At 56.1% G+C, this 24,295-nt stretch carries 25 protein-coding genes; 12 read left to right on the top strand and 13 right to left on the bottom strand.

Features of this window, described 5'->3' with window-relative positions; genetic code table 11:
- The first annotated feature begins 296 nt into the window (after window positions 1-296).
- The gene (gene leuS / locus DC3_RS05145) at window positions 297-2,729 is read left to right on the top strand and encodes a leucine--tRNA ligase (protein WP_146882868.1); all 2,433 of its coding nucleotides are present in this window, start codon (window positions 297-299) and stop codon (window positions 2,727-2,729) included.
- A gap of 79 nt (window positions 2,730-2,808) precedes the next feature.
- A complete protein-coding gene (locus DC3_RS05150; protein WP_146882869.1) occupies window positions 2,809-3,840 on the top strand; it encodes an aminoglycoside phosphotransferase family protein in 1,032 nt (343 codons plus the stop codon).
- On the opposite strand, the gene DC3_RS05155 is transcribed toward DC3_RS05150, so the two are convergent.
- Window positions 3,841-4,545 carry a DUF421 domain-containing protein gene (locus tag DC3_RS05155; RefSeq protein WP_146882870.1) on the bottom strand — a complete coding sequence of 235 codons (705 nt, stop codon included), beginning with the start codon at window positions 4,543-4,545 and terminating at the stop codon, window positions 3,841-3,843.
- 111 nt (window positions 4,546-4,656) lie between these two features.
- Between DC3_RS05155 and DC3_RS05160 the strand changes: the two genes are divergently transcribed.
- Genes DC3_RS05160 through DC3_RS05180 form a run of 5 tightly spaced genes read left to right on the top strand, consistent with a single transcriptional unit; the run spans window position 4,657 to window position 8,184 of the window.
- Entirely contained in the window at window positions 4,657-5,496 is an 840-nt protein-coding gene (locus DC3_RS05160; RefSeq protein WP_146882871.1) for a helix-turn-helix domain-containing protein, read from the top strand.
- A gap of 54 nt (window positions 5,497-5,550) precedes the next feature.
- Entirely contained in the window at window positions 5,551-6,114 is a 564-nt protein-coding gene (locus DC3_RS29550; protein ID WP_222594692.1) for an ankyrin repeat domain-containing protein, read from the top strand.
- A gap of 57 nt (window positions 6,115-6,171) precedes the next feature.
- Complete coding sequence (pnuC, locus tag DC3_RS05170) at window positions 6,172-6,792, top strand: nicotinamide riboside transporter PnuC (RefSeq protein ID WP_146882872.1); 621 nt, start codon at window positions 6,172-6,174, stop codon at window positions 6,790-6,792.
- Window positions 6,779-7,813 (top strand): AAA family ATPase, encoded by a 1,035-nt coding sequence (locus DC3_RS05175; protein ID WP_146882873.1) that lies wholly within the window; start codon window positions 6,779-6,781, stop codon window positions 7,811-7,813. Before pnuC ends, DC3_RS05175 begins: the two co-directional genes overlap by 14 nt.
- Window positions 7,810-8,184, top strand: coding sequence for a DUF6979 family protein (locus DC3_RS05180; protein WP_146882874.1), 375 nt, complete (start codon window positions 7,810-7,812; stop codon window positions 8,182-8,184). Before DC3_RS05175 ends, DC3_RS05180 begins: the two co-directional genes overlap by 4 nt.
- Before the next feature lie 70 nt (window positions 8,185-8,254).
- Here the strand turns inward: DC3_RS05180 and DC3_RS05185 are convergent, their stop codons facing one another.
- From DC3_RS05185 to DC3_RS05205, 5 genes are all read right to left on the bottom strand, one after another.
- Window positions 8,255-8,890, bottom strand: coding sequence for a LysE family translocator (locus tag DC3_RS05185; protein ID WP_222594693.1), 636 nt, complete (start codon window positions 8,888-8,890; stop codon window positions 8,255-8,257).
- Between the two features lie 28 nt (window positions 8,891-8,918).
- Window positions 8,919-9,419 carry a carbonic anhydrase gene (locus tag DC3_RS05190; RefSeq protein WP_146882875.1) on the bottom strand — a complete coding sequence of 167 codons (501 nt, stop codon included), beginning with the start codon at window positions 9,417-9,419 and terminating at the stop codon, window positions 8,919-8,921.
- 13 nt (window positions 9,420-9,432) lie between these two features.
- A complete protein-coding gene (locus DC3_RS05195) occupies window positions 9,433-10,209 on the bottom strand; it encodes a TSUP family transporter (RefSeq protein WP_146882876.1) in 777 nt (258 codons plus the stop codon).
- Window positions 10,210-10,360: 151 nt separating this feature from the next.
- A complete protein-coding gene (locus DC3_RS05200) occupies window positions 10,361-10,798 on the bottom strand; it encodes a hypothetical protein (RefSeq protein ID WP_146882877.1) in 438 nt (145 codons plus the stop codon).
- Between the two features lie 34 nt (window positions 10,799-10,832).
- Window positions 10,833-11,594, bottom strand: coding sequence for a VOC family protein (locus DC3_RS05205; protein ID WP_146882878.1), 762 nt, complete (start codon window positions 11,592-11,594; stop codon window positions 10,833-10,835).
- 249 nt (window positions 11,595-11,843) lie between these two features.
- On the opposite strand from DC3_RS05205, the gene DC3_RS05210 reads away from it, so the two are divergent.
- Complete coding sequence (locus DC3_RS05210) at window positions 11,844-12,470, top strand: RNA ligase family protein (RefSeq protein WP_146882879.1); 627 nt, start codon at window positions 11,844-11,846, stop codon at window positions 12,468-12,470.
- On the top strand, window positions 12,467-13,681 hold the full coding sequence (locus tag DC3_RS05215; protein ID WP_186815827.1) for an AAA family ATPase: 1,215 nt from the start codon (window positions 12,467-12,469) through the stop codon (window positions 13,679-13,681). The genes DC3_RS05210 and DC3_RS05215 overlap by 4 nt, the downstream gene beginning before the upstream one ends.
- A 61-nt stretch (window positions 13,682-13,742) precedes the next feature.
- On the opposite strand, the gene DC3_RS05220 is transcribed toward DC3_RS05215, so the two are convergent.
- The 3 genes from DC3_RS05220 to DC3_RS05230 are packed head-to-tail and all read right to left on the bottom strand — an operon-like array spanning window position 13,743 to window position 17,665.
- Window positions 13,743-16,484: a M16 family metallopeptidase gene (locus DC3_RS05220; RefSeq protein WP_146882881.1), complete on the bottom strand. Its 2,742-nt coding sequence runs from the start codon at window positions 16,482-16,484 to the stop codon at window positions 13,743-13,745.
- 18 nt (window positions 16,485-16,502) lie between these two features.
- Window positions 16,503-17,249: a YqjF family protein gene (locus DC3_RS05225; protein ID WP_186815828.1), complete on the bottom strand. Its 747-nt coding sequence runs from the start codon at window positions 17,247-17,249 to the stop codon at window positions 16,503-16,505.
- 11 nt (window positions 17,250-17,260) lie between these two features.
- Window positions 17,261-17,665, bottom strand: coding sequence for a thiol-disulfide oxidoreductase DCC family protein (locus tag DC3_RS05230; RefSeq protein ID WP_146882883.1), 405 nt, complete (start codon window positions 17,663-17,665; stop codon window positions 17,261-17,263).
- Window positions 17,666-17,869: 204 nt separating this feature from the next.
- Here DC3_RS05230 and DC3_RS05235 point away from each other — a divergent pair, with 204 nt between their 5' ends.
- Entirely contained in the window at window positions 17,870-18,334 is a 465-nt protein-coding gene (locus DC3_RS05235; protein WP_186815829.1) for an Lrp/AsnC family transcriptional regulator, read from the top strand.
- Window positions 18,335-18,342: 8 nt separating this feature from the next.
- On the opposite strand, the gene DC3_RS05240 is transcribed toward DC3_RS05235, so the two are convergent.
- The 4 genes from DC3_RS05240 to DC3_RS05255 form a co-directional block, all read right to left on the bottom strand.
- Entirely contained in the window at window positions 18,343-18,960 is a 618-nt protein-coding gene (locus tag DC3_RS05240; protein ID WP_186815830.1) for a protoglobin domain-containing protein, read from the bottom strand.
- Between the two features lie 184 nt (window positions 18,961-19,144).
- A complete protein-coding gene (rpsI, locus tag DC3_RS05245) occupies window positions 19,145-19,531 on the bottom strand; it encodes a 30S ribosomal protein S9 (RefSeq protein WP_146882886.1) in 387 nt (128 codons plus the stop codon).
- Complete coding sequence (gene rplM, locus DC3_RS05250; protein ID WP_146882887.1) at window positions 19,531-19,959, bottom strand: 50S ribosomal protein L13; 429 nt, start codon at window positions 19,957-19,959, stop codon at window positions 19,531-19,533. The genes rpsI and rplM overlap by 1 nt, the downstream gene beginning before the upstream one ends.
- A gap of 199 nt (window positions 19,960-20,158) precedes the next feature.
- Window positions 20,159-20,890, bottom strand: a complete 732-nt coding sequence (locus DC3_RS05255; protein WP_146882888.1) for an NUDIX hydrolase N-terminal domain-containing protein — start codon at window positions 20,888-20,890, stop codon at window positions 20,159-20,161.
- Between the two features lie 374 nt (window positions 20,891-21,264).
- On the opposite strand from DC3_RS05255, the gene DC3_RS05260 reads away from it, so the two are divergent.
- A complete protein-coding gene (locus DC3_RS05260) occupies window positions 21,265-22,335 on the top strand; it encodes an acyltransferase (RefSeq protein WP_186815831.1) in 1,071 nt (356 codons plus the stop codon).
- Window positions 22,336-22,482: 147 nt separating this feature from the next.
- On the top strand, window positions 22,483-24,162 hold the full coding sequence (locus DC3_RS05265; protein ID WP_146882890.1) for a glycerol-3-phosphate acyltransferase: 1,680 nt from the start codon (window positions 22,483-22,485) through the stop codon (window positions 24,160-24,162).
- Window positions 24,163-24,295 lie beyond the last annotated feature (133 nt).

The raw sequence follows: 24,295 nt of genomic DNA on the forward strand, positions 1-24,295 counted from the left end.
GGCAAAGCAGCCGCACTGTCTGGCTGAAGTGAAAGCACACCTGAGGTGTTGCGCTGACCGCTGAGAGCTGACGGCTGACGGCCTTCTCAAGCGACACAATCCATCTGCGGCTTTTGTTTACCCTGCTGTAAGCCGTTTCTTCCTTGAACGTCCTGCCCCCTGCGTGTAAAATGGCCCTATGAACAGCATCCTGCTACTACGATGGGGGAGACGACGTTAGAACGGTATAACGAGCGTTTCCCCCAGTCTGTTGTTGGACTGGGGTGTTTTTTTGCCTGCACAAAGGAGCCAAGGCCATGCCAAGAAGTGAAAAATACAACCCGCATTCCATTGAACCCCGCTGGCGCAAGACGTGGGAGGAAAGCGACCTCTACACCTTCACATACGACCAGAGCAGAGAAAACCACTATGCCCTGACCATGTTTCCTTACCCCTCCGGGAACCTCCACATCGGTCACTGGTACGCTTTTGCGGTGCCGGATGCCCGTGCCCGTTTCATGCGCATGAAGGGGTACAACGTGCTTTTCCCGATGGGTTTTGATGCGTTCGGCCTCCCTGCCGAGAACGCTGCCATCAAGCGCAATGTGGACCCTGCCAGGTGGACCTACTCCAACATCGAGTACATGACCGGGCAGTTCAAGCGCATGGGCACCATGATCGACTGGAGCAAGAAATTTGCCACCTGCGATCCCGAGTACTACAAGTGGAACCAGTGGTTCTTCATCCAGTTCTACAAGCGCGGTCTTGTCTACAAGAAAAATGGCTTCGTGAACTGGTGCCCGAGCTGCAACACCGTGCTCGCAAACGAACAGGTTGTCGATGGCAAGTGTGAGCGATGCGGAACCGTGGTGGAGCAAAAACAACTCGAACAGTGGTTCTTCAAGATCACCGAGTACGCCGATGAACTCCTCAACTTCGGCGACACCGACATGCCCGAACGTGTGCGCCTCATGCAGCACAACTGGATTGGCAAGTCGGTGGGCGCAGAGATCGACTTCGCCACCGATGCCGGGACCGTGACCGTGTTCTCCACCCGTCCGGACACCCTCATGGGGGCCACTTTCCTCGTGCTTGCTCCCGAGCACGCCTACGTCAAAACCCTCACCACCCCCGAGCAGCAGGAAGCCGTACAGAGCTACATCGCAACCGCTGCCAAGATGAGCGAAATTGACCGTCAGGCAGAGGGCCGCGAGAAGACTGGCGTCTGGACAGGATCTTACGCCACCCATCCGGTCACCGGAGAAAAACTCCCCATCTGGATTGCCGATTACGTGCTCGTCACCTACGGCACGGGCTCCATCATGGCCGTCCCTGCCCACGACACCCGCGACTTTGAATTTGCCCGCAAGTTTGGTCTTTCCATCAAGGAAGTCATCCGGGGCGAAACCGAAATGGACGTGGAAAACGCCACCGAAGCCTACTCTGGTGAAGGTGTCATTGTGAATTCCGGCCTCATTGATGGCATGCAGGGCGGCAAAGAGCACATCGGTGCCGTCATTGAGAAACTCGCGGAATATGGTGTGCGGGCCAAGACCACCTACCGCCTCCGCGACTGGCTCATCTCCAGACAGCGTTACTGGGGCACCCCCATTCCCATGGTCTACTGCGAGAAGTGCGGCATCCAGCCTGTGCCTGAATCCGAACTCCCTGTGCGCCTCCCCGAAGATGTGAAATTCCAGCCCACCGGACAGAGCCCGCTCACCCTCATGGACGAGTGGAAGACCACCACCTGCCCCTGCTGTGGTGGCGTGGCCACCCGTGAAACCGACACCATGGACACCTTCGTGGACTCCAGCTGGTACATGTACCGCTACCTCAGCCACGACTTTGACACTGCCGCATTCCGTCCTGAGTTTGCCAACTTCACCCCCGATGTGTACACCGGCGGCATCGAGCACGCCATCCTCCACCTCCTCTACAGCCGATTCTGGACCAAGGCCATGCGGGACATGGGCCTCACAAACGTCAGTGAACCCTTCAAGATCCTCCGCAACCAGGGCATCATCCTCGGTGAGGACAACGAGAAGATGAGCAAGAGCAGGGGCAACGTCATCGACCCCGACGACCTCGTTGCCGAGTACGGTGCAGACACCGTGCGTGCCTTCCTCATGTTCCTCGCTCCCTGGGAAGCAGGTGGACCCTGGTCCTCCAAGGGCATCCAGGGTCCCCACAAGTGGCTGGGCCGCATCTGGAGCCTCTACTTCGACGAAGCCGAGGGGCCAGAGGAAAACATCAGCGAAGCCGAACTCCGCTACGCCGTGCATGCTGCCCTCAAGCGCGTCACCGACGACCTCGAGCGTTTCAGCTTCAACACCTGCATTGCTGCCATGATGGAGCTCACCAACACCCTCGTGAAAGCCAAACGCAGCCCTGTGGCCCAGACTGCAGCCTGGACCGACGCCCTTGACATCTTCAACCGCATGCTCGCACCCTTTGTGCCCTACATCGCCGAGGAAATCTGGAGCGAAACCGGCCACACGGACTCCGTGCACGTCCAGAGCTGGCCCAAGTACGACCCTGCTGCACTCGTCAAAGACGAAATCGAAGTGGTGGTGCAGGTCAACGGCAAACTCCGGGGCAAGACCCTGATCAAGAGCGGTGCTTCTCAGGAAGAGGTGTTCATGGCCGCCAAGTCCATCGAGAACGTCCAGAAGTTCATCGAGGGCAAACCCCTCGTCAAGGAAATCTACGTTCCTGGCAAGCTGGTGAACATTGTGGTGAAAGGCTGACCCCGCCCCCAACACGCTCATTGCATTCGCTTTCCTCCCCCTGACGAGGGGGAGGTTTTTTGCATTCTAGAATGTCTTCATGCCCGCAGAGCCCACCCTCCACCAGAACCTGATGCTGCAAAAGCTAAAAGAGGCCCATGGACTGTCTCTCAACAGCCTCCAGTTCATTCCTGCTGGTACAGCCCCTGCCTACCGTGCTGAGGGAGAGGATGGAAGATTCTTCATCAAGGTGCTTCCAGACACGCCTTATGGTCAGGAAGTCTTGGGACGCCTGCAGCGTGAATTGCCCTTGCTGCAGGTGCTGAGGGCACAGGGCATTTTGCCTGAGGTGCCCGAGGTGGTTTTGACCCTGCAAGGGGAGGGCTTCACCTGTCTGGAAGGTCATGCCCTGGTGGTGTACCGCTGGATTGATGGAGAAAGCCTGGGGGATGCAGGCTGGCTTGCTGCACGGAATGAGCTGGTGGTGCTGCTGGGTCGCCTGCATGCTGGGACCTCCCGGATCATGCAGGAGGTTCGTGATTTGCCCTTCCCCCCAGAAGATTTCGAATTGCCCTTTGAAGACCAACTGGTTCAGGACCTGCAGGTTCTGGAGCAACTGCCTGACGGTGCCCGGAGGGGGACACAGGCCCTCAGGGATCTGCTGGCACCCCACCTTGCAGCCATTCAACGGGTGCTGCAGCATGCCAGGGTGTTCCAGCAGCAGGTCAGAAACCGCAGTCCTGAGCTGGTGGTCTGTCACACCGATGCCCACGGTGGCAATGTGATGCGAAACAGCTCAGGAAGGCTCTGGATCATTGACTGGGAAACGGCACGTCTGGCCCCCAGAGAGCATGACCTGTGGATGTTGCATGCCCATCTGCCCGAGTTGCTGCCCCGCTACGAGCAGGCTGTGGGGCAACCTGTGCAGCTGGATTCAGACATGCTGGGGTTTTATTTTTATCGGCGGGTGCTGGAAGACCTCGCCATGGACGTGCGGATGATCCTGCACGACAACACCCGACCAGAGGAAGATGAGGCCAACCTCAGGGTGCTGGAGCAGTACATTTTGCCTGCATTGCATCAGGTGAACACAGATTTTGAGCACCTCAGCACCCGACTGGCTTCCAGGTGATCAGTGCTCCGGTACCACCGCAAGAGTCCAGGACCGTGCCCCACAGGTGCAGTCTTCCAGATCCTCTCCAGCCTGCTTTTCCAGCAGGGTACCGCACTCCCAGCAGGCATACAGGGCGGTTTTTGGAGCGGTTTTCTCAAAGCACTCGAAATCAGGATCTTCTCGGGGGATGAGGAGGAGGCCAGGTAGAACCTTTTTGTGGGTGTGCCGGATCACACTGAGGCTGCCTGAAGGCTCCAGGTAAGCCCGGTGCACTTCACCCAGGTGGTTGATGTCATCGTCCCGCAGCCAGGAGTACAGTTCGTTCTGCGAGAGTCGCTCTTTGTGCATGGCTTCCAGGTCCAGTTTGCCATCGCGGATCATGCGGGTGGGGGTGCTTTCCAGCATCCGTTCCAGCCTGCGGTTCTTTTCGGTGACCACTGAGAAGGTGTACTGGATGACAGCAACAATGGTGATCACCAGCATCCCATGCAGCAGGGGAACATCCGGATAGAACATCACATCCCCCACAGCAGAGCCCAGTGCAATGATCAGGGCAAATTCAAAGAAGGTCAGTTGTCGCACACCCCGTTTCCCCAGCAGACGGATCAGCAGCAGGGTGTACATGTACATCACGGCGGTGCGGAAGGCAATTTCCAGGAAAAACAGGGGTGGAAGGTCCTTGCCCAGGAAAATGTTTTTCAAATCAAACTGGTAGGGCTCCATAGCCGTATTCTAGGGATTTTTGAATGGCGGACTGTGATGCCATCAAAAAGGGCCTTTTGCAGTGCATCTTCAGGAAGCCCACCTGTCAGGCTGTAGATCTACAATGAAACCATGACCCCCGGCTGGATTTTGCATGCCTGCCAGAGAAGTGAGGATTACGAAGCCTTCAGCGAGGAGGGTGGACTGTCCATCAAAACCATGCATGGCTTTGGCACGCAGTACCAGGTGGGAAGGCAACTTCTGGGCCTCAACCAGGGCAGGTATCTGGTGCTGAATGCAGGACAGCCCTACACTGTGCAGGTGCCCAGAGGGGTGGAGTCTTTCTGTATGTTTTTCTCCGCAGAGTTCACACGGGATGTGTATTCCAGTCTGTCTCTGTCCACGGATGCATTGCTGGAAGGGGAAAGGATGGCGTCCCCTCCAGAGTTCCTGCCCCGCACTTTTGAACAGCCAGACCCCATTGCCCATGCCATGGAACGCCTCAGAGGGTGGTCTGCCACAGGCGAACTGACCCCGGAGCGCAGAAGAAATGGGATGGAAAGCTTGCTGCTGGAACTGCTTTATGCCCATCAGATGGTCCAGGGGGAGGTGTTCAGTTACCCGGCCACCCGTCACAGCACCCGCCAGGACATCTACCGCAGGGTGCACCGGGCCAGGGATTTTCTGGAGGCCCACCTGCACCAGCCCATCACCCTGGAAGACCTTGCCGGAGTGGCCAACCTGACGGTGTTTCATTTCTGCCGGGCCTTCAAGCACATTTTTCACTGCACACCCAATGCCTACCTGACCCACAGGCGCTTGGAACGCGCAAAGTGGCTTCTGAAGCACACCTCGCTCAGTGTGCTGGAGGTGACCCTGGATGTGGGTTTTGAGAGCCCGACAACCTTCAGCACGGTCTTCAAGAAGCGTTTCGGGATGACGCCAACCCAGTACCGATCTCAGTCAGGATGAATTTCAGCAAGATTGAAGAGGCAGCAGGACCTGTGGACCCCTATCCTGAATTCCATGACTGAAGACCTGATCCGTGAATTTGTGATGGCTGCCCATGGAAATGCTGCCCGTGTCGCCGAGTTGCTTTCTGCACATCCAGAATTGCGTGGCGTGCGGTATGTCGACTTCAATGAAACTGCACTGGAGGCAGCTTCCCACATGGGCCGCAGGGACATCGCCCACCTGCTTCTGGAGGCAGGGGAGCCCCTGATTCTTCCTGCTGCCCTGATGCTGGGTGACCTTGAGGCAGCAAGAGGGCTGCTGGATGCAAAACCCGAGCTGATCCACTCTGCAGGAGCCCACGGCATTCCTCTGATGTTTCATGCAGCAATCAGTGGAAATCCAGTTCTGGCAGACCTCTTGTGGGAGAGGGGAAACCGCATTGGTCTGGGGGCTGCAGTGCACGCTGCCGTGGCCTGGGACCAGCCTGAATTCTTTGGTTGGCTGCAGGACCATGAAGCCCCTCTGGACGCCCCTGACCATGAGGGCAACACCCCCCTGCAGGCCGCACAGCAACGGGGACAGACCGACTGGGTTGAGAGGTTGCAAGGTCAGTCAGACGTGGGTCCAGAATCCTGAACAGATCCTGATATACTGCTGCAACATGCAGAAAAATTCAGTTTGTCGGGTGGGACAATGATTGATTGGTTCGTGCAGGTGTGGGCCGGGCTGAAAGCGACTTCAGCACTGGAATGGTCTGCCAATCTGGTGTATTTGCTTTCCGTGTGGCTGGCGACCCGAAACAGTGTGCACACCTGGTGGACAGGTCTCATCGGGGTGGTGCTTTTTGGGGTGCTGTTTTTCCAGATCAAACTTTATGCCGATGTGACGCTGCAATTGTTCTACATCGCAACCAGCATTTATGGCTGGTGGGCGTGGTCCAGAGGAGGGGAGAACCACCAGGAATTGCCCATCACCCGTGTGACAGGAACCCAGCTTCTCAGTTTCTTCGTGCTGGGGGTGCTGGTGACCCTGGGTTATGGCGCTTTGCTGCACAACTTCACAGATGCCAGTTCCCCTTTCATTGACTCTGTGGTGATGACCGCCAGTGTGATTGCCCAGCTTCTGCTGATGTACCGCAAGCTGGAAACCTGGATGTTCTGGATCATCGTGAATGTGGTGGCCATCCCGCTGTATGCCTCCAAGGACCTGTATTTCACCTCTGGCATCTATGTGTTCTTCCTGATCAATGCTTTCTGGGGTTTCATCAGCTGGCAGAGGCTTTACCGGAGTGCAAGTGTCCGTGAAGCCCTTTAAAAACAGCCTGATTGTTGGCAAGTTTGCCCCCCTGCACAAAGGACACCAGCTGCTCATTGATTCGGCGCTGGCCCAGAGTGAGCAGGTGCACATCTTCAGTTATTCCAGCCCTGAAATCGCAGGGTGTGGGCCTGAAAAAAGAGCACGCTGGCTCAGGTCCCTCTATCCACAGTGCAAAATCCATCTCATCACCCCTGAATTTCTGAAGTTCCATTTTTCGCAGCTTGGTCATGTGGAATTGCCCCTCAATGCCGATGATGCTGTGTTGCACCGCAGGTTCTGTGCCTTCCTGTGGGTGCATCTGGTGAGAGAGCCTCTGGATGCTGTTTTCACCAGCGAGGACTACGGAGAGGGGTTTGTTCAGGAGCTCAACCAGTATTTCTCGCTGTACCATCCACAGCATCAGGTCAGGCATGTTCTGGTGGACCTGAATCGCGTGCAGGTGCCCATTTCTGGAACCCTGATCCGGCAAGATCCCCATTTGCACAGGAATTTTCTGGCTCCAGAGGTGTACCGCGATTTTGTGAAACGCGTGTGCTTTCTGGGAGGGGAGTCCACCGGAAAGAGCACCCTTTCTCGCCTCATGGCTGAGAAAATGAACAGCCTGCATGTCCCCGAGTATGGCCGCACCCTCTGGGAAGAGCAGCAGGGGCATCTGGGGTTTGATGACCTGCTCAAAATCGCAAAAGTCCACATCCGAACCGAGGAGCTTCTGGCAGGGCAGGCCCACACGTTCCTGTTTGTGGACACCACGCCCCTCACCACCTGGATGTACAGCCACTTCTATTTCGGTCATGCAGATCCAGAACTCTCTGCCCTGAAGCACCGCCCCTATGAGGTGACCTTTCTGTGTGCACCAGATTTTCCCTTCGTGCAGGACGGCACCAGGGCAGGGGAGGATTTCCGTGCAAGGCAGCACCAATGGTATTTGGAACTGCTTCAACAAATGACTATCCCTTACACCCTGTTAACAGGTACATTAGAAGAACGGATTTGCAAGATCATGGAGGTACTTACGTGAGTCAGTACGGTGACATTGCCATTCTCGCTGTGGAGTTGTTCCCGGACCTGCAGGACGCCCGGGACGCCTGGCAGATGGCCACCGAAGCCCTGGGACAGGCAGACTCCCTTCCTGTCCAGAAAGCCCAGAGCACATTTCTGGTCCTGTGTGATGCCGGGAAGGTGCTGGGCATCCCTGCTTCACCCACAGCAACACAGGAGGGTGGGCAGGTGCTGAAAGCCCTGGACGCCCTGCAACGTGCGTCTGCACCCAGCAGGGCATCCCTGAGCCTCAGCTTGCAACAGGACCCAGGAGTGCAGCACGAAGAAATTGATGTTTTGCTGTCCCTGTGGGAGGTGGGTTTGCTGGATGGAGAACTCAGTGAGGTGTGAGTTTTTCAGGCGCCAGAGCAGAGAGGGAGATTCTTGCACTGCGAATCTCCCTCTCTTTTGCATTCTGTTTTCAGGCTTTGCGGGTTTCCAGGGCCATCTTTAAAGCCAGACCGCCCAGAACCGTGCCCATCAGGTAACGCTGGAACGTGGCCCACCTGGGGTGCCTGCCCAGAAAGTGAGCAATGCTGCTTGCCGTGATCACAATGGTGGTGTTGACCGTGAGGCTCACCAGAATCTGGGTGCTTCCCAGGATCAGGCTCTGCTCCAGCACATGTCCTTTTGAGACATCCACAAACTGGGGAAGCAGGGACAGGTACAGCACGGCAATCTTGGGATTCAGCAAATTGGTGAGGAGCCCCATGAAAAAGAGCTTGCGGGGAGAATCCTCAGGCAGGTCCTTCACCTGAAACGGAGACCGCCCACCGGGTTTCAGGGTGTTCCAGGCCAGATATCCCAGGTAAAAGGCTCCCGCGAGCCTCAGGGTGTCGTAAGCGAAAGGAACAGCCATCACCACGGCAGTGAGGCCAAACGCAGCCAGCAGCAGATAGATCACAAAGCCCAGCACCACCCCTGCCAGAGAGTACAGTCCAGCCACACGCCCCTGGCAGATGGATCGGGACACCAGATACATCATGTTGGGTCCAGGGGTCAGCACCATCCCCAGAGCAATCAGGGCAAAGGCCATCAGGGTTGTGGCTGGAATCATGGGTGCCTCCAGGCAGGGTCAGCAGGGCTCAGAGCCGGGTGATTTTGTGGTCTTCCACATGGTACAGCAGGGGAATCACCGGGAGGCCCAGGCGCTCTGCCAGACGTCTGGCTTCACGGCGGGTGTACTCGGGAGCGTCCAGGATGGCCAGGGAGGCAATCTGGCTGCGGTAATCCCGCTTGATTTCGTTGCTGGCAGGAAGCTGTTCCACCACATAAGGGTTGGGGTGCTGCATGGCGCAGTCGGTGTGCCCGATGATCGCCACCGCATGAATTCCAGTCCGGGCCACACTGAAGGCCAGGTAGGGTTCAATGGGCAGGGTGTTGGCTCCACCGGTGCGCAGCACGAAGGCAAAATTGGTGGGCAGGCGCAAGTTTATGCGGAAATCCATGCAGGTGACAATGGCCAGCTGGGGTCCTTCAAAGCCGGGGATGTCTGCTTTTTCGTTGTGGCTCTGGAGCAGGACGTTGATGGCCTGCTCGGCCTCCTGGGTGTATTCATGGTTGTCGATCACAGGGTTACCTCGCATATTCGAAGATTAATTATGCACCAAGAGTCAAACGTGCCACCACCAGAAGTACAATCAAGAGGTAGACCACCTTCACAAACGTGCTGCCCTTCAGGATCGCAAGCCTCGCACCCAGCGTGGCTCCAAGCGCGTTTGCAACGCCCATGGCCAGACCGATGGCCCACACCATCTGCCCACTGATCAGGAAGGTGATGAATGCCCCCAGATTGGTGATGAAGTTGATGAAGCGGGCGTTTCCGCTGCCCACCACAAAATCAAACTTCAGGTAGCGCACAAAGAGAAACATCAGAAACGTGCCCGTTCCCGGTCCAAAAAACCCGTCGTACATGCCAATCAGAAGTGCGCCTGCACCCCCGATGAGCATGGTGCGTCGGTTCAGGCCTTCGTAGTGGTTGTCCATCCCCATTCGCTTGTTGCTCACCACCAGAATGCCCACCACAATGATCAGGCCTGCAATGATCATCCGGAAGGCCTCCTGGTTCTTGAAGCCAAGCACCAGTTGTGCCCCGAGGGCACTGCCCAGCAGAGCAATGATGGCAAGTCTCCACACCAGATTCAGTTCGATTTTTCCCTTTCTGAAGTACTGGTAGGTGGAACTCGCACTCCCAAAGATCGCCAGCAGTTTGTTGGTGGCCACCACCTGCCCCGGACTGAGGCCCATGAAAATCAGGGTGGGCAGCGTGATCACCCCTCCACCTCCAGCAATGGCATCAATGAGGCCTGCCAGAAAGGCCAGCGGAATTCCGTAGGAGAGGACTTGCACAAGATCAAGGTCAGGCACGCGGGTCATCCTAACATGCCATGGAGGTGGGGGAACACAGCAGAAGACAGAAAGCAGCAGGTATGGAATCTTGATTCACAACTGTACGCAAAATGCCAGCCATCCCAGATCATCCCTGTAGGGGCGGGCCGATGGCTCGCCCTGCTGGTAGAAAAGGGGTCTATTTCAGATATTTCATCAGGTCTGGCTCAAAACGCAGCACATAAATGCTGGAATAGACCTTCACGGTGTTTTTCTGGAGCATCAACAGACTGCCGTCCAGCATGCCCCCGGAAATCTGCAGCACAGGTGTGTTCTGGTGCATCCCTTTGCGCACGGTTTTCGGGGCCAGATCTTTCAAGGTGCCACTGTAGCCTTTGAGGAGCAGAAAGTAGGTCTGGCTGCGGGCTTCCGGGTCGTAGGTGACCTCGGCATACTGGCTTTTGAGTTCGGGCAGGCCTTTTGCCCAGATCACCACTTTGCGTTTGTCGGGGGCTTTCACCCGCGAGGTGAGTTTCGAGTCATAGATGCCCACTGCCGCCTGACTGGCCGTGACATCGAGCCCCGCGGCGAAAGCCACAGAAGAGAAGACGAGCATTGACGCAAGGAAGCGTTTCATGAGGGTCATTTTACCTTCGCTGGAGATGAGTTTTTCAGGCCAGCACGGCAGGTTTGATGTCAATCACAATGCCGCTGGGGTCGGTGAGGGTTCCTGCAGGCAGCACATCAGAAAACAGCTCATAGGAGCGGAGCCCCAGGCTTTCCGGGTGCGCCGGGACCCCCTGACCTGCCCAGGCGTTCACGGCAACATGGTGGTGGTAGTGGTCGTAACTCATGAACTGTGCTCCGGGATAATCTGCAATGTGTTCCATCTTCAGGGTGTCCAGATAAAAACGGGCAGCCTCTGGAACGTTGGAAGCATGCAGGTGGATGTGGCCCATGATGGTCCCTTCTGGCAACACCGTGAAGGGTTCAGGTTTTGCGGATTGCACCACCGCTTCTACGTCCATCCGTGCAGTGGTCATCTCGATCTGGCCGTTCTGGCCCCATTCCTGTTTCTGGCGGTCCCGGTAGATTTCGATGCCGTTGCCTTCAGGATCAGCCATGTACAGGGCCTCGGAAACATGGTGGTCAGATGCGCCCTGCACTGGAATCTGCTTTTCTGCAATGTGCCGGATGAATTGACCCAGGTCTGCCCTGGAAGGCAACAGCACAGCAAAGTGGTACAGTCCTGCCCCCCTGATCCTCTGGGCATCTGGTGTGTGGTGCAGGGTCAGCAGAGGAAGCCCTGCTGCGCCCAGGGTCACGGTGTTGCCCTGCTCATCCGTCTGGGTCATGCCGAGGGTGTTCTGGTAGAACTGCAGTTGTTTTTTCAGATCCCTGACGTTCAGGTGTACGGTGCCGATGCGTCTCATGCTTCAATTGTATCAACTAAGCTATAAAAAATCTAGTGATATAAAAAACATATTATGATAGAAATCCTGTATCTGATGGGAAAGATGGCCTACGCCAGAATCTGCATCTCAACCGCCACTTTTCCCCTTTACAATGAACCCTGGAGATCTGACCATGTAATGTCCTGCCTGCCACCACAAGTTCTGCGTTGCCCCTGACCGGGGTCCGCCCTTGTTTTTGCAGCTTGTTTTGTGTTGCAGGAGGACCTTATGCATTACACCAAATACCCCAGAACCCCCCACCTCCCGTGGTCCCAGAAAGCCGATGCAGACGATGTGATTCTGCCCGACACCCGCATCTGGGAAGGCATGGAGGTGGTCATCACCGAAAAGCTTGATGGAGAGAACACCAGCCTTTACCGCGATTACCTGCATGCCCGAAGCGTGGACAACAGGTACCACCCCTCCAGAGACTGGATCAAGCGGTACCACGGCCAGATCCGGCACCTGATCCCAGAGGGTTACCGCATCTGCGGAGAGAACATGTATGCGCAGCATTCCATTGTCTACCATGACCTGGAATCCTACTTCTATGTGTTTTCCGTCTGGGATGAAAAGAACTGCGCCCTGGGCTGGGATGAAACGCTGGAATGGGCCGCTGAAATCGGTGCCCCCACCCCCAGAGAACTTTACAGGGGCCTGTGGGACGAGCAGAAAGTGCAGAACATCGAAATTGACACCACCACCACTGAAGGCTACGTGGTGCGTCCTGCCCGCAGCTTTCCCTACAGCGATTTTGGCTCGCTGGTTGGAAAATGGGTCAGGGCCAACCACGTGCAGACCAGCGAACACTGGATGCATCAGGCCGTGATCCCCAACGGATTGAGGAAAACATGAACACCCCATTGAATTCCATTTACGCCAAACAGGTCCAGCGCTGTGTGGAACAGCTGCGGTCTGGAAAAGAGGTGCAATTCCCAGAGTGGAAAGAGGCCCTCAGTCCTTTTCTGGACTGGCTGCACCAGCTTGATGTGACCCCACAGGACCGCCTGTGGCACAAAGAAGGCAGTGTGGACATCCACACTTCCATGGTTTTGCAGCAGATGTACCGGATTCTGGAGCATGAAGCCTTCACCCCCCATGAGCAGCTTGTTCTGGTGCTTGCAGCCGTACTGCACGATATTGGAAAGGCAAAAGCCACCCGGGTGCGCGATGGCCGGATTGTCTCACCCGGTCATGCCATGATGGGCCGGGACCACATTGCACTGCGTCTGCGGTCCGCTGGATTCTCTGGAGAACTGGTCCGCACGGTGATGGGTCTGGTGGGACACCACCATGACCCCAAACACCTGATCACCCAGGGTGCCCCTGAACGGGCTTTTCGCAGACTGGCCCGCATCACCGATGTGCGGTTGCTGTACTGGCTGGAACAGGCCGACCTGAGGGGCCGCATTGCAGACGATCTGGAGGAACAACTGGAATGGCTGGACCTCTTCAAACTCCAGTGTGAAGAGTACAACCTCTGGGAGCATGACCCTTACCAGGACTGGCTGAAGCCCCTCAGGGATTTTGAGCCCTACATCCAGCAGAGTGCCGTACTGGATTACGAAGAAGGACACATCTATTCTCCAGAGGAAGCCATCGCCCGCTCCTTCCAGTGGCGCAACCGGCCATCAGAACTGCTGATCCTGTGTGGCCTGAGCGGTTCAGGAAAGAGCACCTGGGCCCATGAGCATTTCCCGGACACGGAAATCATCAGCATGGACGACCTCAGGGAAGACCTCTCTGGAGACAGGGGAGACCAGAGCATCAACGGTCAGGTCTGGCAACAGGCCAGAGAACAGCTCAAAAAAGCCCTCAGGGAAGGCAGACAGGTGATCTGGGATGCCACCAACATCCGCAGGCTGTCCCGCGAACGCCTGATCAACATTGGGCTCGATTACCATGCCTGGGTGAAACTTGTGGTGTTTCACACGGCTCCAGAAGTTGCCCTCAGACAGAACAGCCTGCGTGAACACGCGGTACCAGCAGGAGTGATTGCCTCCCAGATCGAAGGCTTCCAGTTTCCAGAAGTTTACGAGGGGCATGAAGTGGTGTTCGTTGAGTGACGGCCTGCAGAAAAGAACCCCCTGCAAAACGCATTGCAGGGGGTCTTCCAATTGTGCAGGTTTACTCAAATTCTCCTGCCCGCACAAAAATCAGGTTTTCAGGCTTGATGTATTTGCGGAAGGCGGCATTCACCTGCTCCAGCGTCAGGTTCTTGATGGCTTCGTAGAATTCGGCGGTTTTCTGGAAGGTGCGGTCATTGACGGTCTGGCTGAGCAACACCCCCACCAGAGAGGCATCATCGGTGAGGCCCACCGATTCAGATTGCAGGTAGCTGGATCTGGCGGTGTCCAGTTCCTCCTGGGTGAAGCCGTCCTTCAGGACACGGTTCAGTTCCTCAAAGAAAGCCTGTTCGGCCAGTTTGGCGTTGCTGGGATTGAAGATGGCTCCGGCGCTGAATCGGGCATTCTGGGAGTCCAGGGGAAGGGAAACGCTGGAGTTTGCGCTGTAACTGATGCCTTCTGTCTGACGCAGGCGGTTGATCAGCCTGGAACTCAGGAACCCTCCTCCAAACATGTAATTGGCCAGGGTGAGGGCAGGAGCATCAGGGTCGTTGCGGCTCAGGTTGAAGGTGCCCATCACCCGGAACAGGGCGTTGGGTTTGTCTGGTGTGTTGATGCTGTGATTTGTGGAGGTGGTCGCCACGAAAGGCGCTGCAATTTTGGTGTAGGACACCGGAGTTTTCCAGTCTGAAGCGAAGCTGGTCAGCACAGCTTTTGCAGCATCCTCGGAAACCTCTCCGAGGAGTGCAGCATCCAAATTGCTGGCCCCATAGAAATCCCTGTAAAAGTTTTTCACCTCCTGCAGGGTCAGCTTCTGGATGCTGGCGATGGTTTCATCGGTGGTTTCGCTGTAGAACAGGTCTCCAGGCTGGGCGTCTTTTGGCATCAGGAGTTTGCCCAGGTAATCCCCGATCTGGGTGGAAGGTTCAGGTTTGCTGTTCCTCAGACCAGCGATGGCATTGGCTTTCAGTTCCTCAAAATCCTTCTCTGGGAAAGTTGGGGTGCGGATCACTTCGGAGAGGAATTGCAAGGCTTCCTGATAATGGGTTTTGTCGGATTCCAGGCTGAGGGTCAGTCCACTGGCACTGCCGGAAATGGAAACCACGGTTTTCAGGGCGGTGAGGCGGTCCTGAATCTGCTGTCGGGTGTACTTGTCGCTGCCTTTCAGCAGGAGTTCAGGCACAAAGCTTCCTGCATCCACCCGGCCCCTCAGGGTGCTGGCATCCCCCCAGTGCAGCTGGATGGTGGCGTACACCTTGTCTCCCCGGGTCTTTTTGCTGAGCAGGGCAAATTTCTGGGTTTCGGAAAGTTGCCCCCGAACCACCCGTTTTTCAATTTCGATGGGATCGGTGCCCAGAATTTCTCCTGACTGAACAGCGGCACGTCCCTGGTAGTCCTTCAGCACGTCCTGGGCACTGGGCGCAGCAGGGACTTCCACCCGCTCAGGTTTGCTGGAAAGGGGCTTCAGGGTCCCGGTGGTGCGGTTGATGGACTTCAGGTACTTGCCTGCCACCCGTTGAATGTCCTGCACGGAGACCTTCTGCAGGGCATCCCGGTACCAGAAGAACAGTTTCCAGTCGCCAATGGCTTCATACTCGGAAAGGGTGGTCCCGACACTCTGGGCATCAGCAAGCAGACTGTCGTAGTAGGTTTCTGCCTGGGCTTTGATGCGGGCGAGTTCTTCCTCGCTGGGAGGCGTTTTGCTGTACTCCTCCAGGCTTTTCAGCAACAGGTTTCTGGGCTCTTCCAGGCTGGTTTCTCTGTCTGTCACCACATAGGCCATCAGCACATCCGGGTACTTGCTCAGGCTGATCTGCGCTCCTGCCTCCAGGGCTTTTTTGCTTTCCACCAGATTCCTGTAGAGCAGTCCAGAAGGCTGGTTGGAGATGATGGAGGTCAGCAGATCGAGTGCAGGCAGGTCGGGATGGGTGGCCGCAGGGATGTGGTAGGTGCTGATGAACACCTGGATTTCCCCGAGTCGCTCCACGGTGATGTTGCGTTCACCGTCCTGGGCAGGTTCCACGGTGTAATCTCTGGGCAGGGTCCGGGTGGGTTTTGGAATGCTCCCGAAGGACTTCACAATGAGTTCCAGGGCAGCCTTCTGATCAAATTTTCCGGACAGCACAGCCATGGCATTGTCCGGCTGGTAGTAGGTCTTGTAGAAGTTGACGATGTTCTGCAGGGGCACATTTTCCAGATCGCTGCGGATGCCGATGGTGCTCTTGCCGTAGTTGTGCCAGTTGAAGGCCGCTGCCTGGGTCTGCCGCAGCAGGACACCAATGGGATTGTTCTCTCCGGCTTCCAGTTCATTGCGCACCACCGTGCGCTCCGTTGGAAGGTCTTCAGAAGCAATTTTGCTGTTGACCATGCGGTCTGCTTCCATCTCAATGGCCCAGCGCAGGTTGTCTTCGGTGTAGGCCAGGGTTTCGTAATAGCTGGTGCGGTCCGGGCTGGTGGTGGCGTTGGCATCTCCCCCTGCTCCTGCTCCACGTGCGGTGAATTCATCGGTCAGTTTTGGACGACTGGGGGTTCCCTTGAACATCATGTGTTCGAGCAGGTGGGCCATTCCGGTTTCACCGTATGACTCCTGCACAGAGCCAACCTTGTACATCACATTGAAGGTGAAACTCTGCTTGGATTCGTCTGGGAACAGGAGCACTTTCAGGCCATTGTCCAGGCGGTATTCGCTGACCCCTTCCAGGGTGGTCACATGAGTTGCTCCAGGAACGCCGAGGTCCTGGGCTGTGGCTGTGCTGGCAAGCAGCAATCCGAGGGTGATCCATACCGTGGTGGTTCGCTTCATCACAACCTCCGCATCAAATCATGATTTGTTGATCTGCTCCAGCCCCCATCCTACGACGGCCAGATGAGGTGAGTAATGGGCGTATTCCGCTTTGAACAGACGCGTTCCGATCAGGTTCCCAAGGGTGTTTTTCACCTCACGCACCTGCACGGCATGGAGGGGCCAGGGCAGGTGGTGGATGTTGCAGCGGTAGATCCTTCCTTTTGAATCTGCACTGTACAGGCAGTACCGCTCGGTGAGCCAGTGGTCCAGTGAGCTTTTTGATGGTCTGGGCAAAGGAGACACAGGCTGGTAGGAGGCCTCAAATTCTCCTCTGGTGGCGTTATTGTGGGTGCGGGTGCTGAGGTAACGGGTGCGTCCCTGCTGGATCTCCCAGCGCATCCTGGCGTCGAAGTACGGAAGGTGGAACCCCAGCCTTGCACCTCTCACAGCAAGAGGGTTCTGGGCATCGAGGCTGAAGAAAAAGACCCCTGGTTTGCCTTCGGTGGTCACGTAAGTGCGCAGGTTCAGTTCCAGAAAGTCTGACACTGCAGGGACTGCAGGGAGTCCCCTGGGTCGGGTGTTTTTCATCTTGAAAGGGACCACACTCAGCCAGGCGAATCCACCATACGTTTCCAGGGTGAGCCCTTCAGGGATGTGGGGAAGCAGGACATCTGGATGCACCGGGTAATGCAGGAACAGCAGGTTCTCCCACTCCATGTAGATCAACCATGGGCTTTCGGGCATGGGCCACGGGCGGTGGGCGGTTTGCTTCAGAAAATCCATGAAACCTCCAGTCAGCCCAGAAAGCGGGATTTCCATTCCGGTCTTGGGAGCATGCACTGGTCCCGTTTGCCGAACCAGCGGTAGCGGTTGCGGGCGATCCAGTCGTAGATGGCATCCCGAATGGGCCTGGGAATGAATGAAAAAAGCCCCAGCAGATAGTATGGAAACTTGAGGTTTCGGGCAATGTAGAGGGCAGCGTCGCTCTTGGCATGCACCTTGCCCTCGACCACCACAATGATGGAATCTGGAAGGTTAGCTCCTTTCCAGTGGGCTTCAAGCAGTTCTGCTGCAATTTCACTCTGCAGGGAGGCGAAGTGCAGACGCCCTGTTCGATCATTGAGTAGAATGAACTGAACCGAACTGTTGCATAAGTTGCAAACTCCGTCAAAAAGCACCACAGGCCCATCCACAAGCATGCTTCACTATAACCAATCGGAGGGGCAAGAAAAGTGCCCTCCGTGAGGAGGGCAGGAGGTTGGTGTTAAAGCGTACAGGTTTTGGCGTGCATGCTTCTGGTGATGAAGCCCATGTATGGTATCCGCAAACTTTGACCGGGTCAATGCAAAATATTAACATTTTGAGAAAAATAGGTTAACATGTTGCTTAAGAAGGAGCGAAGTATGCAAGAAAATAACAAGCTCGACACAGTAGACCTTAAAATCTTACAGGCTCTCACTGAGAATGCTCGCATGACCTTCACTGACCTGTCCAAACGCATCGGCCTGTCTTTGCCTGCCACCATCGAACGCGTGCGCAGGCTGGAAGACTCCGGTTGCATTGAGGGATACTCGGTCAAGATCAACCCCAAATTTCTTGGCCTCAACCTGCAGGCCCTGATCCGCTTCCGCTCCAACAACGAACGCTGGCAGAAAGTCACCGAGATCCTCAAAGACTACCCTGAAGTGATGGAATGCATGGTGGTCACAGGATCGGACAGTCACATGATCAAGGTGGCGGTTTCCAGTGCAGAACACCTCGAGAAACTGCTCTCTGCCCTCAGCATGTACGGCATGGTCAACACCAGCATGATCCTGTCCACCCCCATTGAGCGCCCTGTGCTGGCCGTTGCGCCAAAAAGAGCCTGAGTTCAATGTCAGTGGTGGGCCAGATCCAGGTCTTTCTTCAGGCCCGGAATCTGGCCTTTGAAGTCCTGTCTTCCCATTTTGACCAGCAGTTCCACCAGTTTCTCATCGGTTCCGGTGGCTCCAGCAATCATCTCCAGGTAGTTTTTCAGGTAGCTCTCTGAAATCAGGGCACTGAAAGTCTGACCAAAACGGATCATCGCTCCCTGCAATTCATACACCCTCTCGGGCGGCAAAGAAGCCCTGGCTTTCTCCATCACCTTCTCGGAGACAAATCCCCAGGCGCTGATCATCATCGGGTTGTTCACCCCCCGCACCACATGGACCAGACCCACAAAGGTCATCCAGTCCCAGAAGTGGTCATCAAACGGGCCGTAACACACCCGCTGCCACCATTGTTTCAGGGTGATTTCCCGCTGTGGACGCTCATCTTCCGTGAAAATCTGCCGGGTCTGGTGGTGCTGGTACAGCATGTCATAAAAGCCCGTCACCAGCTGATCTGCCAGACTGAGGAACAGCATGCGGTACTGCTGCATGGTCCGGGCATCCTGCTCTGTAAAACGGGTTTCGGGGGGCATCTGCTCCAGAATGGACTCTCTCAGGTTTTTCAGTTCTTCGCCAGTGGTCATGATCGACATGTCATCGCCTCGCAAGAACATGCTAGAAAAAGGCACAAAATGGGGGCACCTGCAAATGTCCTGAATTGTCAGGAAAATGTTCAGAAGAGGTGTTACTGATTCAGTGATTGGTGCTCTGGCAAACAACCAAAAAAACACCCCGAGAAGCCTCGGGGTGCTGGGTAAGCGGAATCGATCAACGCTTGGAGAACTGGGGAGCGCGGCGGGCCTTTTTGAGACCGGCTTTCTTGCGCTCGACTTCGCGGGCGTCGCGGGTCAAGAGGCCTTTGGGCTTGAGGGCGCTGCGGAAGTCAGGGTTGGCCTGAACCAGAGCGCGGGCAATGCCCAGTTTGATGGCGTCTGCCTGACCGCTGGGGCCACCACCGGAGACGGTGATGTAGGCATCGTAACGGCCGAGGGTGCCGGTTTCGCGGAAGCCCTGCAGCGCGTAGATGGCTTTCACCAGACCACGGAAGTATTGTTGGAAGTCTTTGTCGTTGACAACGATTTTACCTTCGCCAGGGCGCAGGAACACGCGGGCGACGGAAGCCTTACGACGACCAGTACCGTAGAACTGTTCCATTATTTGATCTCCAGTTGTTCAGGTTGCTGGGCAGCATGGGGGTGCTCAGCTCCAGCGTAGACTTTCAGACGGGTGTGGATGCGGCGGCCAAGTCGGCCTTTGGGCAGCATGCCGAACACAGCGTGCTCAATCACGCGCTCGGGGTGCTTGTTGAGCGCCACGCGAGCGGTTTCCGTCTTCAGACCACCCTGGTAACCGGTGTAACGGGTGTAGACTTTCTTGTCCAGCTTGCCGCCGGTCAGGTTCACTTTGCCAGCGTTGATCACAACAACAAAGTCACCGCACAGCTCGTTGGGGGTGAAAGTGGGCTTATGCTTACCACGCAGGATGCTGGCCACTTTGGTGGCAAGACGGCCGAGGGTTTGACCTTCAGCGTCGATCAGGATCCATTTTGCATCATGGTTTTCAGGCACGTAGGTTTTGAACATCGCTCAACTCCAAAAAAGGGGTTTAGCGTTTTGGCTCTTGACGTCTCAGCCTCGGGGAAAGCTCAGTCATTCGCCCCGGTGCCATACTCCGGGAGTTTTGATGCTACCACACACAAAACACTAGCGAGAAGTGTACCATACCCCGCGCTTTCCAATCAAGGTCAGGTCGGCTGGCGGTGCGTGTGTTCAGCAGAGGCTGTCATCTGCGTAAAGGGGTTCTCTGCAGCAGGAAAAGCAGTTGCACAAGGCCCTGAACCAGATGGTACCTGGCGTTCTGAACACGTTTTCTGGGTTTTGGGGGGTCCTGGGCTTTCAGGTCAGAGGGCTGCAGCAGATCCAGATGGGTCTCTCCCGTCTGCAGCATCTTGATCGCGTGTGGCACCATCAGACGGTGTCCCTCATCGAGTTCTGGGAGCCCATCCAGGGGCCAGAATTTTGCATCCAGGGTTTCCAGGGTGGTTTGCAGCTCACCGCCCTGGAGTTCCAGCAAGGTGACCATCTGGTAGAAGTGCATCAGGCTGCGGCCCCTCCACACTTTTGCATCAAAAACCCCCAGCAGGCGCACTGGAGTGGCCCTCAGACCGGTTTCCTCAAAAAGCTCCCTCACCGCCGCCTCGGAAACGGACTCGCCCACATCAATGGTCCCTCCAGGCAAGGCCCACAGTCCTGTATCTTTGCGGCGAATCAGCAGCAGTTTGCCATCCTGGATCACCACCGCATCAGCACCCATCAGCGGACAGATGTGGGTGGCTTGCTGGAGGTAAGCCTTGACCAGTTCGGGCTTTGGGGCAGGAATTTCGAGCTGTGCCACTTCGGCACTGAGTTCCATCAGTTTCAGATAACGGTGCTGGTCATAAACATTTCCAGAATAAAGGAGCCCGGCGTGGGCCATGCTGCGCAATTCATCGGCAATCAGGGCAGGATTTCGCATGGATCAAGTTTAGGGCAACAGATTGAGAAAGGTTTGAATTGCCTTACAGCCAAACCCTCGGGTTAACGTCTTCATGTCAAACCAGTTTGGTTTTGCTGCTCCTGCAGGTGGTGTTTGTGCTGCGCTGGCCTGAGGGAACTTTTTAAGGGGGTGCTGCATCTAACACCATACTGGAAGCCTGGAGGCTTCAAGGTTTCTGAATGGGGACAGGGCAGGGAGCATTATCCCGGCCAACTTGTGCTAAAACTCTTGTGGCCCTGGTTCATTGCCCAGCAAATCTTAAGGTGAGCACCGTAGCATGCAACACAGAAGCCCCCGGATTCACAGGTGTCTTTCTTGACAGTGATTGATGTGTTTCCCAGCAAGGATGGATTGTGACAGCCAAACCCACCCGCCCCAGACCCACGCGCATTCAGGCCATTGACATCTTCAGAGGGCTCTCCATTCTTGAGGTGGTGAGTCACCATGTGCTGGGGTTCAGCATCCGGTATGCAGAGGTGGGATCGAACCTGCACGCCTTTCTGATCTTCATGAACCGTACCCTCCACTTTGCGGTGCCAGCCTTTTTGTTCATGACGGCAGTGGTGTTCACGCAGGCTGCGGTCCTCAAGCCTTTCAATGTGAAGCGTTTTTACTGGGGTCGAATCAAGAAAAGCCTGATGCCTTACGTGATCTGGACGGTGCTTTATGGGGTGTACAAGATCTATGCTTTCGGAGGAGACCTGCTGGACTGGCAGAAATGGCTGTTCTGGTTGCAGTACGGCAAGGGATATTACCACCTGTACTTCCTGCTGATTGCCCTCCAGTTTTATGCTCTTTTTCCACTGTTTGTGCCCCTGTGGAAACGCAAAGAACGGCACTTCTGGCGGGTGGTGATCATCAGCTTTGTCCTGCAGATCGCCATCTACCTCATCAACAAGGAAACAGACATCGTTCACTTCCGTTACCCGGCAACGATGGTGTGGTGGTACATTCCTGCCCTGGCCCTCGGGATGTATTTTGGCAGCCGCTACCGGGAGTTTGAGTGGGCATGGCGCAATTATCGACTGTACATCTTCATCGGGGCGGCAGCAGGATACGCTTTCTACTTGCCCCTGGCCTTCAATGCCATGATCGGTCTGCAGGTCAACAACTACCAGTACAACATCGCCCACTGGATTTTCACCACCAGTTTCGCCCTGATGCTTTTTGGGCTGGCCCACAGCTTTGCCAGAGCTCCAGAATGGTTCAAAGGACCACTTGCTTTCCTCGGCAAGCACAGCCTGCAGATTTACCTGATTCACCCTGTTCTGCTGGATGGTTTCAAGAAACTGGGCTATCCAGATTCCACCATTCTTTTTGTCCTGACTTTTGTGGCTTACATCGTTCTGGCTCTGCTGATTCCGCTTGGCCTTGCTTATGGCATCCGCAACACCAGACTCTCTGTGTGGCTCTTTGGGCGCTGAAGGGGTCTCAGAGATGGCTTTTGCTGGAACTTTGCACCTCCAGCAGTTTTTGTTGCTGATGGCTGAGCGCTGATGGCTGACCGCTCTCCATCGTGAGATGGGCAGGGTTTGTCCAGGGCATTCGTGCTACATTTGAGTCTGGTATTTATGATCATCACCGCCATTGTTGTTGCAGCCCTCAGCTATCTGATTGGCAGTCTGCCCTTCGGGTACTGGCTGATCAAAAGAACCGGCCACCATCCCAGAGAAGTGTCTGCCCACAACCTGGGGATCGAGAACGTCATGCACCTGCTGGGTCCCGGTCCGGCCCTGGTCAGTGCCATGGCTGACATCCTCAAGGCTTTTGTGGCCATTGCTCTGGCGATTCCAACAGGTCAGACCGAAATTGCCCTGCTGGCAGGCATTGCAGCTTACTTTGGTCACCTCTTTCCCCCCAGAAAGTTCTTTCCCGACCTGCCCCCCAGAGGGCGCGGAAATCTTGTTCTGCTGGGTGTTCTGGCAGGATGGAGTGCTTCACACGCCCTGCCTGAAGTCCTGATCTACCTGACCATTGCGGTGTTTGCTGGCCTCCTTGCCTACACCCGTTTTGTGGTTGTGGCCACCCTGTCCTCCCTCGCTTTCCTCACGCTGACCGTGACGGTGTTCACCTCCATTGAAGGGGAATACAAATTCCTGCTCTTTGTGATGCTGGGCGTGGCCATCTGGCGTCTCAAAGAGCAACTTGGTCGCATCATGGACCACACAGAGCCCCGTCTGGGAGACCGCATTCCCATGCGCGGCAAGAACCCCAACGAGCGTGTGGCAGCCTTCATGATCCATGCCCTCACCCCGGACGACATGTTCCAGACCGAGCGCATCAAGTGGCTGAAACCCTGGGTGGACCGGGGCATCATCCCCCTGAAATGGGTGATCTGGGCCGCAGAGCAGCTCCGTCCCGTCAAGGTGGATGAGTTGCGCGGCATCAAGACCTCTGAGGGGATCGATGTGCGCATGTACCTGATCACCTGCCCGGTGCTGCCCGAGTTCTTTCGGGACAAACCCGAACTGGCCGTTCAAAGGGCCATTCAGGGCGCACGCCTCTCCCACGAGATGGGTGCCAGTGTGATGGGTCTGGGTGCATTCTGGAGCACGGTGGGCAACAAGGGCCAGGAAGTTCAGGAGGCCGTTCCCCAGATTCATGTGACCAACGGTGGAGCCTATACTGCTGGGACCGTGAAAAACGCCATTCCTGGCATCCTCAGACACTTCGAGGAGCAGGGGCGCAACCTCAAAGAAGCGACTGCAGGAGTGGTCGGGGCAAACGGTGTGGTGGCGTTCGGCATTGCCCGCACCATCAGCCCTCAGGTGGGTAAAGTGATCCTGCTGGGTCGGGACCAGGAGCGCCTGGAGCGCAGCATGAAGACACTGGCCAAGGCCAACCCCTCCACGGAATTTATTGCAACCACCGATTACGCTTCCCTGAAAGAATGCGACATCATCTTCACAGCCACCAGTGATCCCGACCCGGTGATTTTTCCCGAGCACGTCAAGGAGAACACCTGGATCTTCGATGAGGGCCGCCCTGCCGACGTGGATGAAAGCGTCAAGCAGGTTCCCGGAGTTCGTGTGATTCCTGGTGGAGTGGTGGTCCCTCCAGGCAGCATGACCGGAAACGTCAACCTGCACTTCGGGCGGGGGGCCGTTCCTGCTTGCCTTGCAGAAACCCTGATCATTGCCGCCACCGAATCTTATGACCGCAAGAGCCTCGGACAGCAGACCCTCAGCGAAAACATCAATTTCTTTGTGCAGGAAGCCGAACGTCTGGGCTTTTTGACCGTCGAAGAATAAGACCTTCATCGTTCAGGTCTCAATCACGCCCCAATCAGGGGCGTTTTTCTATAATGGGTGTACAGTGTGTGATATCCCCCAGAAACTGTCCTCCAGAACAGCCTTTGCCCTTCCTGCCTTTCCGCTGGTCCTC

It is taken from the genome of Deinococcus cellulosilyticus NBRC 106333 = KACC 11606, assembly GCF_007990775.1.
GTDB lineage: Bacteria > Deinococcota > Deinococci > Deinococcales > Deinococcaceae > Deinococcus_C > Deinococcus_C cellulosilyticus.

Coding starts and splice junctions, on each gene's coding strand:
- DC3_RS05265 (WP_146882890.1), top strand. CDS start 22,483: ATGATCATCACCGCCATTGTTGTTGCAGCCCTCAGCTATCTGATTGGC.
- rplM (WP_146882887.1), bottom strand. CDS start 19,959: ATGTTCAAAACCTACGTGCCTGAAAACCATGATGCAAAATGGATCCTG.
- DC3_RS05185 (WP_222594693.1), bottom strand. CDS start 8,890: ATGATTCCAGCCACAACCCTGATGGCCTTTGCCCTGATTGCTCTGGGG.
- DC3_RS05225 (WP_186815828.1), bottom strand. CDS start 17,249: ATGGATTTTCTGAAGCAAACCGCCCACCGCCCGTGGCCCATGCCCGAA.
- DC3_RS05235 (WP_186815829.1), top strand. CDS start 17,870: ATGCAAGAAAATAACAAGCTCGACACAGTAGACCTTAAAATCTTACAG.
- DC3_RS05230 (WP_146882883.1), bottom strand. CDS start 17,665: ATGCTTGTGGATGGGCCTGTGGTGCTTTTTGACGGAGTTTGCAACTTA.
- DC3_RS05160 (WP_146882871.1), top strand. CDS start 4,657: ATGACCCCCGGCTGGATTTTGCATGCCTGCCAGAGAAGTGAGGATTAC.
- DC3_RS05215 (WP_186815827.1), top strand. CDS start 12,467: ATGAACACCCCATTGAATTCCATTTACGCCAAACAGGTCCAGCGCTGT.
- DC3_RS29550 (WP_222594692.1), top strand. CDS start 5,551: ATGACTGAAGACCTGATCCGTGAATTTGTGATGGCTGCCCATGGAAAT.
- DC3_RS05210 (WP_146882879.1), top strand. CDS start 11,844: ATGCATTACACCAAATACCCCAGAACCCCCCACCTCCCGTGGTCCCAG.
- DC3_RS05200 (WP_146882877.1), bottom strand. CDS start 10,798: ATGAAACGCTTCCTTGCGTCAATGCTCGTCTTCTCTTCTGTGGCTTTC.
- DC3_RS05240 (WP_186815830.1), bottom strand. CDS start 18,960: ATGACCACTGGCGAAGAACTGAAAAACCTGAGAGAGTCCATTCTGGAG.
- DC3_RS05190 (WP_146882875.1), bottom strand. CDS start 9,419: ATGCGAGGTAACCCTGTGATCGACAACCATGAATACACCCAGGAGGCC.
- DC3_RS05205 (WP_146882878.1), bottom strand. CDS start 11,594: ATGAGACGCATCGGCACCGTACACCTGAACGTCAGGGATCTGAAAAAA.
- DC3_RS05255 (WP_146882888.1), bottom strand. CDS start 20,890: ATGCGAAATCCTGCCCTGATTGCCGATGAATTGCGCAGCATGGCCCAC.
- DC3_RS05155 (WP_146882870.1), bottom strand. CDS start 4,545: ATGGAGCCCTACCAGTTTGATTTGAAAAACATTTTCCTGGGCAAGGAC.
- leuS (WP_146882868.1), top strand. CDS start 297: ATGCCAAGAAGTGAAAAATACAACCCGCATTCCATTGAACCCCGCTGG.
- rpsI (WP_146882886.1), bottom strand. CDS start 19,531: ATGGAACAGTTCTACGGTACTGGTCGTCGTAAGGCTTCCGTCGCCCGC.
- DC3_RS05220 (WP_146882881.1), bottom strand. CDS start 16,484: ATGAAGCGAACCACCACGGTATGGATCACCCTCGGATTGCTGCTTGCC.
- DC3_RS05195 (WP_146882876.1), bottom strand. CDS start 10,209: ATGACCCGCGTGCCTGACCTTGATCTTGTGCAAGTCCTCTCCTACGGA.
- DC3_RS05150 (WP_146882869.1), top strand. CDS start 2,809: ATGCCCGCAGAGCCCACCCTCCACCAGAACCTGATGCTGCAAAAGCTA.
- pnuC (WP_146882872.1), top strand. CDS start 6,172: ATGATTGATTGGTTCGTGCAGGTGTGGGCCGGGCTGAAAGCGACTTCA.